This is a genomic window from Sphingomonas ginsenosidimutans, assembly GCF_002374835.1.
GTDB lineage: Bacteria > Pseudomonadota > Alphaproteobacteria > Sphingomonadales > Sphingomonadaceae > Sphingomonas > Sphingomonas ginsenosidimutans.
Map to the genome: position 1 here is coordinate 457394 of NZ_NWVD01000003.1, position 9867 is coordinate 467260.

Consider the following 9867-nt stretch of genomic DNA (forward strand, 5'->3'; position numbering starts at 1 on the left):
GCCGTGCGGTACTGTTGTGCACGCCGGAGCCCGGGGTGGCGTGAGCCAACGAACGTCGTTCTGTCTGACCCGCTGTTCCGGCGTTCGCGGGAACGCCGGTGGAGTTGCCGGTCCGCGTGATGCGCGGGCGGCTTTATCATCATGGAGAGTGGCCGATGGCTTGGTTCGGGTGGAAATCCGGGCGCGATGGCGCGCGTCCGGCGTTGGCGCGTGCGGCGGGGGTCGCGGCGCCGATCGGGGTGTGGCCGCAAGGGTATGAGGCGCAGGTGCGCGCCGGTTACTGCGCCAATGCGGTGGCGCAGCGCGCGGTGCGGCTGGTCGCCGAGGCGGTCGGCGGCGCGCCGCTGGACGCGAGCGACCCGGCGCTGGGCGCGCTGGCCGGGGCGCCGGGGCTGCTGGAGGCGGTAGCGGCGCAAACGCTGCTGCACGGCAATGCCTTCATCCAGATCCTGCGCGATGCGGGCGGCGCGGTGGCGGCGCTGTTCCCGCTGCGCCCCGAACGGGTGACGGTGGAGCTGGGCGCGGACGGGTGGCCGGCGGCGTATCTGTACCGCGTGGGCGTCCGCGCGACGCGGTTCGACCCGGCGGCGGTGATCCATGTCCGCCGCTTCAACCCGGTCGACGATCATTACGGGCTGGGGTGCTTGGGCGCGGCATCGGGGGCGATCGCGATCCACAATGCCGCATCGTCGTGGAGCAAGGCGTTGCTGGACAATGCCGCGCGCCCGTCCGGTGCGCTGGTCTATGACGCGGGCGACGGATCGGTGCTGTCGCCCGACCAGTTCCGTCGCCTGCGCGAGGAGATGGAGCAAGGCTTCGCCGGCGCGGCCAATGCCGGGCGCCCGATGCTGCTGGAAGGCGGGCTGAAATGGCAGGCGATGAGCCTGACCCCCGCCGACATGGATTTCGCCGGCACCAAGGCGGCGGCGGCGCGCGAGATCGCGCTGGCGTTCGGGGTGCCGCCGATGCTGCTGGGTCTGCCCGGCGACAGCACCCACGCCAATTACCGCGAGGCCAATCGCGCCTTGTGGCGGCTGACCGTGCTGCCGCTGGCGGGCGCGATCCTGACCGGGGTGCGCGACGGGCTGGCGCCGTGGTTCGCCGATGCCACGCTGGAGGTCGACCTGGATCGTGTGCCCGCGCTGGTCGAGGATCGCGAGCGATTGTGGCGGATGGTCGCCGCGGCCGATTTCCTGTCGCGCGACGAAAAGCGCCAGATGGTGGACTGGTCATGAGCGCGCGCGGGAACGGGGCGGTGCTGGCGCAGCTGCTGGCGCAGGAACAGGCGCGCGGCGGCGACATGGCGGTGCTGCGCGCGATCGCGGAGGAAGCCGGCGAGCTGGGCGCGACGCGCGCGCTGACGCGGCTGGGGCTGGCCGACGAGGGTGCGGCGGGCGACGTCGCCGAGCTGCGCGAGCTGTTGAAGGCGTGGCGCACGGCGAAATCATCGGCATGGCGCGCCAGCGTCGCCTGGGTGGTGCGGATGGTGTGGGCGCTGCTGCTGGTCGGGCTGGCGGTCAAGCTGGGGTTCGGCGAGTGGGTCAAGTGATGCGGATCGCGGGCTATGCCGCGGTCTACGACCGGGTCGACCGCGCGGGCGACGTGTTCCGCGCGGGCGCCTTCGCCGGGGCGGGGACGGTGCCGCTGCTGCTCCAGCATCGCGGGGCGCCGGTGGGTGCGGTGCTGGAAATGCACGAGGATGCGCGCGGCCTGCGCATCGCGGCGCGGATCGACGATCCGGGCGTGGCGCGCGCGGTGCGCAGCGGCGCGTTGCCGGCGCTGTCGGTCGGCTATCGCGCGCGGCGCGTGACGCAAGGCGCGTGGCGCGAGATCCGCGCCGCCGATCTGGCCGAGATCAGCCTGGTGGCGGTGCCGATGCAGCCCGCCGCGCGGATCGCGGCGATCAGCGAGGATTGAATCCGGCGGCGCCGCGGCGCTGCCGACTGCTGCCCGGCTAGCGGGCATTTCCGAAGGAGAAGGTGATGAACGATACGGTGGAAGCACGCCCGGTGCTGGAGGGCGCGCGCGCCATGGGCAATGCCGCGTTCGACGGCTTCGTCCGCACCGGCGCGACGATCGAGATGAAGGCGTTCACCGGCACGACCGGCGACCAGGGCGGCTTTGCCATCCCGCGCGAGATCGACCAGCAGATCGACGCGGTGTTGAAGTCGATCAGCCCGATCCGCGCCATCGCCAATGTGGTGCCGGTGGGATCGGCGGGATACCGCAAGCTGGTGACGACCGGCGGGACGCCGTCGGGCTGGGCCGCGGAAACCGATGCGCGGCCGGGCACCGCGACCCCGGTGTTCCAGGAGATCGCCCCGCCGATGGGCGAGCTGTACGCCAATCCGTCGGCCAGCCAGGCGATGCTGGACGACGCGCTGTTCGACGTCGAGGCATGGCTGGCGGGCGAGATCGCGGCCGAGTTCGCGCGCGCCGAGGGCGCGGCGTTCGTCAACGGCAGCGGGACCAACCGGCCGAAGGGGTTCCTGCAGGCGGCGACGTCCACGGCGGGGGATGCGGCGCGGGCGTTCGGGACGCTCCAGTACCTGCCCAGCGGCGCGGCTGGCGATTTCGCCACCAACGGCGCCGACCGGCTGATCGACCTGGTCCAGAGCCTGCGTGCGCCATACCGGCAGGGCGCGGCGTTCGTGATGAACGCCACGACCGCGGCGCGCATCCGCAAGTTTAAGACCGCCGACGGCCAGTTCCTGTGGCAGCCCAGCCTGACCAGCGGACAGCCCGCGACGCTGCTGGGCTATCCGGTGGTGGAGGCCGAGGACATGCCCGACATCGCCGCCAATAGCCTGTCGATCGCGTTCGGCAATTTCCGCATCGGCTACCTGATCGCGGAGCGCGCCGAGACCAACATCCTGCGCGATCCGTACACGAACAAGCCGTTCGTCACCTTCTACGCCACCAAGCGCGTCGGCGGGTGCGTGTCGAACAGCGAGGCGATCAAGCTGATGAAGTTCGCCGCCGCCTGAACCCGCCGGCGGGGCCGGCATGCGCCGGCCCCGCGGCATCCATGCAACAGCGAGGGGGATGGGGATGGCCATCATCACGGGCGGGCCGGGCGCGGTGACGCTGGGGCCCGCCGATCGCGCCGCCTCGGTGGCGGCGGTGAAGGCGGAGCTGCGCGCCGGGCTGGCGGAGGACGATGCGCTGATCGCGGCGCTGGCGGACAGCGCGATCGGGCTGGCCGAGCAGGTCACCGGGCAGGTGCTGATCGCACGCGAGGTCGCGGCCGACATGCCAGCGGGCGCGGCGTGGCAGATGCTGCCCGCGATGCCGGTGCGTGCGATCCAGGCAGCGCCGGACATGACGATCGATATCGACGGCGAGGGGCGCGGCTGGGTGCGGATGGCGGCGGAGGGGCGCGTCGTCTTCACCGCGGGGATCGCCGCCGACTGGGGCGGGCTGCCCGCCGGATTGCGACAGGGGGTGGCGATGCTGGCGGCGCATCTGTTCGCCGATCGCGGCGCGACCACCCCGGTCCCCGCGGCGGTGACCGCGCTGTGGCGGCCGTTCCGGGTCATGTCGCTGACGCCGGGGTTGCGCGCATGACGCCCGCGGTGGAGCGGCGCGTCGCGGCGGCGCGGGCGCAGGTCGCGGCGCGGGTGCGCGACCTGCTGCCGGATGCGCGGGTGGAGGATGGCGCGGGGGGCGTGACCGTCAGCGCGCGCGGGCTGGTGCGGCGGTGGGTCGACGACCCGCGGCTGTCGTGGTGGCGATCATGAGCGCGGCGGTGGCCTTGCGCGCCGCGGTGCTGGCGCAGCTGCGCGCGATCGCGGGGGTGCAGCGCGTGGCGGACGGTGCGGGCGCGAAGGCGGCGATGCCGCACGTCACGCTTCGCGACATCGCCGCCACCGACTGGGGCACCAAGGACCGCGCCGGGCGCGAGGCGCGCGTCGGCGTGACGGTGCGCGACGATCACCAGCTGCCGGCGCGGATCGAGGGGATCGCGGGCGCGGTGGAGGCGGCGTTGCTGGCGCTGCCGCGCGACCTGCCGGGATGGCGGATCGTGACGGTCGTGCCGGTGCGCTGCGCGGTGCTGGGTGACGGGACGGCACGCTGGGCGGCGATGGTCGACGTGCGCGTGCGGATGCTGGAACAGGAGGACTGAACATGGCGGCGGAAAAGGGCAGCGCGTTCCTGTTGAAGGTGGGCGATGGCGGCAATCCGGTGGTGTACCGGACGGTGGCGGGGCTGCGCACGACGCAGCTGTCGATCAACGGCGAGGCGGTCGCGATCACCAGCAAGGATTCGGGCGGGTGGCGCGAGCTGCTGTCGGGCGCCGGGGTCCGTTCGGTCAGCGTATCGGCGGCGGGCGTGTTCACCGGATCGGCGGCGGAAACGCGCGTGAAGGCGAGCGCACTGGCCGGCACGCTCGACGAGTATCGCCTGACGTTCGAAAGCGGCGAGGCGATGACCGGGCGGTTCCTGGTCACGCGGCTGGACTATGCCGGGGATTACAACGGCGAGCGCAGCTACACGATCGCGCTGGAGAGCAGCGGCGCGGTGGCCAGCGCATGAGCGCGCCCGCGAACCCGGCGCGCGGCGAGGCCGCCATCCGCGTCGCGGGCCAGCCGGTGGTGCTGCGCCCCACCTTCGCCGCGCTGGTGGCGGCGGAGGAGGAACTGGGCCCGTTGTTCGCGCTGGTCGAGCGCGCGGCGCGCGGCGACCTGAAGCTGGCGGAGCTGGTCGCGCTGTTCTGGCATTGCCGGCACGACGCGCCGCCCGCGCTGACCCGCGAGACATTGGGCGAGGCGGTGGTGGCGGGCGGGATCGCGGGGGCGACCCCGGCGCTGAAGCTGCTGCTGCGGCAGGTGCTGGCGGGGCAGTGAGCGGCATGACGGCGCCGCGCTTCGCCACCGCGGCGGTGCGGCTGGCGGGCCTGGCGGGGCTCGCGTTCGGATGGCGGCCGGACGATTTCTGGCGCGCGACACCCGCCGAACTGGCCGCGCTGGCCCGGGCCGCCGCGCCCGACATGGCGATGCCGCCGCCCGACGCGGCGCTGATCGCCCGATTGCAGGAGGCATTCCCCGATGGATGAGGAAATCGAGCGGCTGGTGATCGGCGTGCGCGCCGACACCGCCGGGTTCGCGCGCGACATCGACACGATGCGCCAGACGCTGGAGGGGCCGTTCGCCGCCGGGGCCGATCGCGCCGGCCGCGCGGTGGAGACCGCACTGATGCGCGCGGTGCGCACCGGCAAATTGGGGTTCGACGACCTGAAGGCGGTGGCGCTGTCGGTGCTGGCGGAGATCGCGGCGGCGGCGGTGCGCAACGGTATCGGTGCCATCGTCGGCGGTGGTGGCGGCGGCGGCGGCGGTGGCGGGCTGGTGGCGTCGCTGGTCGGGCTGCTGGGGTTGCCGGGACGCGCGACGGGCGGGCCGGTCAGCCCGGCGCGACCCTATTGGGTGGGAGAGCGCGGACCGGAATTGTTCGTGCCGACCAGCAGCGGACAGGTGATCCCCGCCGGCGGTGGGGCGGGGGGCGGGCGCGACGTGCGCGTCGCGATCACGATCCGTGCGGGCGACAATGCCGCGCCCGCCGCGCTGGCGCGATCCAGCCGGCAGGTGGCGCGCGCGGTGCGCGCCGCACTGACGGAGGGCGAGTGATGGGGCATTGGCTGGCAGCGCAGCGGGCCGAGCAGGCCACCGGGTTCATCCAGCGGTTCGACCCCGCGTTCTGGACGGTCAACTTTCCGCGCCCGATGATGGCGGCGGTGACGACGCCGGCACCCGATACGGTGCGGGTCGATGCGGTCTTCTATCGCCGCGACGACCTGGCGGGGCTGATCTGGGAAAGCGCCGACCGGCACGACCACCCGCTGCTGTGCTATGAGGAAGCGCGCGATTACCGCGCGTGCCGGCTGTCGTTCCGCTGGCGATCGGCCGGGGTAGTGGCGCTGGATGCGGTCAACGGCCCGGTCCTGACGATCGAGGGGCGCGATGCCGCGGGGCAGGCGCGCGCCTGGTACGTGCGGCTGTGGAACTATGCGCAGGGCACGCCGACCGATGCGCGGGTGACGCTGGACTTCGCCGCGCTGGACGGCGGCTTCGCGTTGCCGGGCGAGGCGGACCCGGTGTGGGCGGGCGACGTCGACCGGATGTTCGTGTCGCTGGTCGCGCCAGGCTATGACGAGCAGGGCGGCGGCGCGCTGCCGATGCCGGTCGAGGGCTGGGCCAAACTGAGCGCGATCGCCTGCACCGGATCGGGCGCAGTGCTGGCGATCGGCGACGTGGTGGTCCCCGAACACGACCTGCGCATCGCGAGCGGATATGACGACAGCTATCACCTGACCCCGCAGCGCCTGCTGCGCAACGCGCTGCACCTGGGGTATCGCGGGGCGATCGTCCATTATGTGGGGATGAGCCATTATTTCCGGCTGACCGCCGGGGGTGGGGCGGTGACGCTGGCGGGCGGGGCGCTCAACGCGGCGTGCGCGGCGTGGCATGGCGATTTCGCGCGGCGCGCAGGCGTTCTGGGATACGATCTGATCTGGTCGCTGTCCTACGAATTGTTCGACGCGCATTGCCCGGCGGCGTGGAAGCAGCGCGCGGCGGATGGCAGCCCGGCGCTGACCGGCTGGGTGCCGCCGTCGACGTTGCTGTCGCCGACCTGCGACCCGGCGATGGCCTATCTGCGCGCGGTGGCGGCGGCGTTCCTGGCGATCGGTGCGGCCGCGGGCCTGGCGCCGCATTTCCAGGTGGGCGAGCCGTGGTGGTGGGTGACCCCCGGCGCCGCCGCGCGACCGTGCCTGTACGATGCCAGCGCGGTGGCGGCGATCGCGCCTGCGGCGATCCCCGACCTGCGCGCCGCGCTGGACGCGGCGCAGCGCGCGACGCTGGACCGGGCGGGCGCGGCGCTGGCGGCGTCCACCGCCGCGCTGGCCGCGGCGGCGCGCGCCGCGCAGCCGGGGTGCGCCACCTATCTGCTCGCCTATCTGCCGACGGTGCTGGACGCCGCCGCGCCGGAGGCGAAGCGCATGAACCTGCCGGCCGGCTGGGCCGCGCCCGCCTTCGATGTGCTGCAACTGGAAGATTACGACTGGGTCACCGCGGGCGACACCGCGTCGAGCGCGGCGGGCGCGGCGGCGGCGACCGCGCGGCTCGGCTATCCGGCGGCGGCGCAGGACTATTTCGCGGGCTTCGTGCTGCGGCCCGAGGATCGCGCGCAATGGGAGCGGATCGTGGCGGCGGCGCAGGCGGCGAAAGCCCGCGGGGTGCGCCGCGTCTATCTGTGGGCGCTGCCGCAGGTGATGCGCGACGGGCTGACCTATTGGCAGGATGAGGAGGACGGGGTGGAGGCGTTCGACGACGTGGCGTTCCCGCTGGCGCTGGGGCGCGAGGCGGAAGTGACGCCTACCTTTTCGACCAGCGTGACCACCAGCGGCGGCGGGCGCGAGACGCGGCAGGTCGCCTGGGGGCAGGCGCGCACCCGGTATGACGTGGGGCCGGGGGTGCGCAGCGAGGGCGATGTCGCCGCACTGCTGGCGTTTTTCCGCGCGCGGCATGGGCCGGCGCGCGGATTCCGGCTGCGCGACCCGTTCGACTGGCACGCCGAGGGCGAGCGGATCGGGACCGGCGACGGCACGACGCGCAGCTTCGCGCTGGTGCGCCGTTACGGCGCGGCGGCGCGGCGGATCACCCGCCCGGTGACCGGCACGGTGCGGATCGCGATCGACGGGCAGCCGACCCAGGCCTTCGCGGTGGCGGCGGCGGGCATGGTGACGCTGGACACCGCGCCGCCAGCGGGCGCGGCGGTGACCGCGACGTTCGATTTCGACGTGCCGGTGCGCTTCGCCGAGGACGAACTGACCGTATCGCGCGCGACGCATCTGGCCGGCGCGGTGCCCAGCGTGCCGTTGATCGAGGTGCGCGAGGCATGAGCGCGGCGGCGACGACCGGGTCGGACCGGGTGACGACGCTGGCGCTGTGCTGGCGGATCGAACGGACCGATGGCGTCACCGTGGCGATGACCGATCACGACCGCGACCTGACCGTGGGCGGCATGCGATACCGCGCGGCGCCGGGGATGACGCCGTCCGCGATCGAGCGGGCGGAGGGCGCCGACCCCGATACGATGACCGCGCGCGGGGCGCTGGACGTCGCGGCGATCACCGCGCGCGATCTGGCGGCGGGGCGATGGGATGCGGCGCGCGTGGTGACCTTCGCGATCGACTGGGACGATCCGGTGGTGGTGCCGATCGCGCTAGGCGAGGGGCGGATCGGCGAGGTGTCGTGGCAGGACGGCGGCTTCGCGGCGGAACTGCGCGGCGCGACCGCGCGGCTGGAGCGGCCGGTGACCGAGGCGACGTCCCCGGCGTGCCGCGCCACGCTGGGCGACCGGCGCTGCCGCGTGGCGATGGCGGGGCGTCGGCGGTTCGCGCGCGTCGTCGCGGCGGCGGGGGAGGTGGTGACGCTGGACTGCGCCGAGTCGGTCGACAACGGCTGGGGCGAGGGCGTGCTGTGCTGGTTCGGGGGCGCCAACGGCGGGCTGCGCAACGCGATCGCGCGGTCGGCGGGTGCCGAGGTGACGTTGCGCATGGCGCCGCCCTTCGCGATCGAACCGGGCACGCTAGTGGAGGTGAGCGAGGGGTGCGACCGGCGCATCGCGACCTGCGCCGCGCGGTTCGGCAACGCCGCCAATTTCCGCGGCGAGCCGTATCTGCCGGGCGTCGACCTGCTCACCCGCTATCCCGGCGCATGACGACCGGCGAGCGGGTCGCCGCGGCGGCGCTGGCGACGGTGGGCGCACGGTTCCGCCCGCAGGGGCGCGACCCGGCGCTGGGGCTGGACTGTGTCGGGGTGGTGGCAGTGGCGGTCGCGGCGGTGCGCCCGGACGTGCGGTTGCCGCGCGACTATGCGCTGCGCGCCGCCGTCCTGCCGGCGGGCGCGATCCCGGCGGGGGCGGTGCCGTGCGCGGGCGAGGCGGCGGGCGACGTGCTGCTGCTGCGCGTCGCGGCGACGCAGCTGCATCTGGCGATCCGCACCGAGGACGGGATCGTTCACGCGGATGCGGGCGCGGGGCGGGTGGTGGCGCGGCCGGGGGTGCCGCCATGGCCGGTGGTCGCGGCGTGGCGACTGGGTGAGAGGGAGGGATGAGATGGCGACGCTGGTACTGACGGCGGTAGGCGGCGCGATCGGCGGGCCGGCGGGGGCGGCGATCGGTGGATTGCTGGGACAGCGGGTCGACCGGGCGGTGCTCGCGCCGCGCGGGCGGCAGGGGCCGCGGCTGACCGACCTGAAGGTGCAGACCTCCTCCTACGGCACCGCCATCCCCAGGGTGTTCGGGACGATGCGCGTCGCGGGATGCGTGATCTGGTCGACCGACCTGATCGAGACGCGGCAGGTGTAAAGCGCACTTAAGATATGCAAAGAGCATTTAAGCGCTGCAAAGTACCCCTAAACATTGCAACCAGCATCTAAGCTTTGCAAACTCGCATAGATGACCGATCAGGCGGCGAGCCCGGCGGATCTCACCCCCACCAGTAACCGCGCCCGACGGCTCAGCTGTCACTTTGCAACGAAATTGAGACTCTTGTCAGATCGTTGAGACTAGTCTCAGCTTGGCTGCAAGTGTGATCAGGCTCTTGGCGACAGGTAAGCCGTAAGCGTGGCGTGAGGACCGCAGTTTATGCGGCTTGGGCTGTTGGCTGATCTGTCTGGGGCACCCAGTTCCACGGCATCAGCTCGTCCCAGCGGGTGGCGGGCCAGTCGCCGGCGACCCTGGCGATGACATCGGCGATATAGGCCTGCGGGTCGACGCCGTTGGCCTTGCAGGTCTGGATGACGGTGTAGATGGCGGCGGCTCGCTCGCCGCCTGCGCGCGAACCCGCGAACAGCCAGTTGCGCCTTC

Annotated in this window: 15 protein-coding genes and 1 pseudogene; 15 read left to right on the top strand and 1 reads right to left on the bottom strand. The window is 73.4% G+C overall.

What is annotated here, in order from left to right; all coding sequences use genetic code 11:
• Window positions 1-155: 155 nt before the first annotated feature.
• From COA17_RS10590 to COA17_RS10655, 15 genes and pseudogenes are all read left to right on the top strand, one after another.
• The gene (locus COA17_RS10590; protein ID WP_096612194.1) at window positions 156-1235 is read left to right on the top strand and encodes a phage portal protein; all 1080 of its coding nucleotides are present in this window, start codon (window positions 156-158) and stop codon (window positions 1233-1235) included.
• On the top strand, window positions 1232-1549 hold the full coding sequence (locus tag COA17_RS10595) for a DUF6127 family protein (RefSeq protein WP_066488393.1): 318 nt from the start codon (window positions 1232-1234) through the stop codon (window positions 1547-1549). The genes COA17_RS10590 and COA17_RS10595 overlap by 4 nt, the downstream gene beginning before the upstream one ends.
• On the top strand, window positions 1549-1917 hold the full coding sequence (locus COA17_RS10600) for an HK97 family phage prohead protease (RefSeq protein ID WP_096612196.1): 369 nt from the start codon (window positions 1549-1551) through the stop codon (window positions 1915-1917). Before COA17_RS10595 ends, COA17_RS10600 begins: the two co-directional genes overlap by 1 nt.
• A 65-nt stretch (window positions 1918-1982) precedes the next feature.
• The gene (locus tag COA17_RS10605; protein ID WP_096612198.1) at window positions 1983-2987 is read left to right on the top strand and encodes a phage major capsid protein; all 1005 of its coding nucleotides are present in this window, start codon (window positions 1983-1985) and stop codon (window positions 2985-2987) included.
• Window positions 2988-3051: 64 nt separating this feature from the next.
• Window positions 3052-3567: a head-tail connector protein gene (locus COA17_RS10610; RefSeq protein ID WP_096612314.1), complete on the top strand. Its 516-nt coding sequence runs from the start codon at window positions 3052-3054 to the stop codon at window positions 3565-3567.
• Window positions 3564-3740, top strand: coding sequence for a hypothetical protein (locus COA17_RS19385; RefSeq protein ID WP_176484858.1), 177 nt, complete (start codon window positions 3564-3566; stop codon window positions 3738-3740). The genes COA17_RS10610 and COA17_RS19385 overlap by 4 nt, the downstream gene beginning before the upstream one ends.
• Entirely contained in the window at window positions 3737-4126 is a 390-nt protein-coding gene (locus COA17_RS10615; protein ID WP_096612200.1) for a DUF3168 domain-containing protein, read from the top strand. The genes COA17_RS19385 and COA17_RS10615 overlap by 4 nt, the downstream gene beginning before the upstream one ends.
• 2 nt (window positions 4127-4128) lie before the next feature.
• Window positions 4129-4536, top strand: coding sequence for a phage tail tube protein (locus COA17_RS10620; protein ID WP_096612202.1), 408 nt, complete (start codon window positions 4129-4131; stop codon window positions 4534-4536).
• On the top strand, window positions 4533-4847 hold the full coding sequence (locus COA17_RS10625) for a gene transfer agent family protein (RefSeq protein ID WP_096612204.1): 315 nt from the start codon (window positions 4533-4535) through the stop codon (window positions 4845-4847). Before COA17_RS10620 ends, COA17_RS10625 begins: the two co-directional genes overlap by 4 nt.
• A gap of 5 nt (window positions 4848-4852) precedes the next feature.
• Window positions 4853-5056, top strand: coding sequence for a phage tail assembly chaperone (locus COA17_RS10630; protein WP_096612206.1), 204 nt, complete (start codon window positions 4853-4855; stop codon window positions 5054-5056).
• The gene (locus COA17_RS10635; protein WP_096612208.1) at window positions 5049-5624 is read left to right on the top strand and encodes a tail tape measure protein; all 576 of its coding nucleotides are present in this window, start codon (window positions 5049-5051) and stop codon (window positions 5622-5624) included. Before COA17_RS10630 ends, COA17_RS10635 begins: the two co-directional genes overlap by 8 nt.
• On the top strand, window positions 5624-7897 hold the full coding sequence (locus COA17_RS10640; protein ID WP_096612210.1) for a DUF2460 domain-containing protein: 2274 nt from the start codon (window positions 5624-5626) through the stop codon (window positions 7895-7897). Before COA17_RS10635 ends, COA17_RS10640 begins: the two co-directional genes overlap by 1 nt.
• The gene (locus COA17_RS10645; RefSeq protein WP_096612212.1) at window positions 7894-8718 is read left to right on the top strand and encodes a DUF2163 domain-containing protein; all 825 of its coding nucleotides are present in this window, start codon (window positions 7894-7896) and stop codon (window positions 8716-8718) included. Before COA17_RS10640 ends, COA17_RS10645 begins: the two co-directional genes overlap by 4 nt.
• The gene (locus tag COA17_RS10650) at window positions 8715-9113 is read left to right on the top strand and encodes a hypothetical protein (RefSeq protein WP_096612214.1); all 399 of its coding nucleotides are present in this window, start codon (window positions 8715-8717) and stop codon (window positions 9111-9113) included. The genes COA17_RS10645 and COA17_RS10650 overlap by 4 nt, the downstream gene beginning before the upstream one ends.
• Before the next feature lies 1 nt (window position 9114).
• Window positions 9115-9357 (top strand): annotated as a pseudogene (locus tag COA17_RS10655) (phage tail protein); the annotation flags it as partial.
• Window positions 9358-9643: 286 nt separating this feature from the next.
• Here COA17_RS10655 and COA17_RS10660 read toward each other — a convergent pair.
• On the bottom strand, window positions 9644-9867 hold a 224-nt coding region (locus COA17_RS10660), incomplete at its 5' end, for a transposase domain-containing protein (protein WP_141397025.1).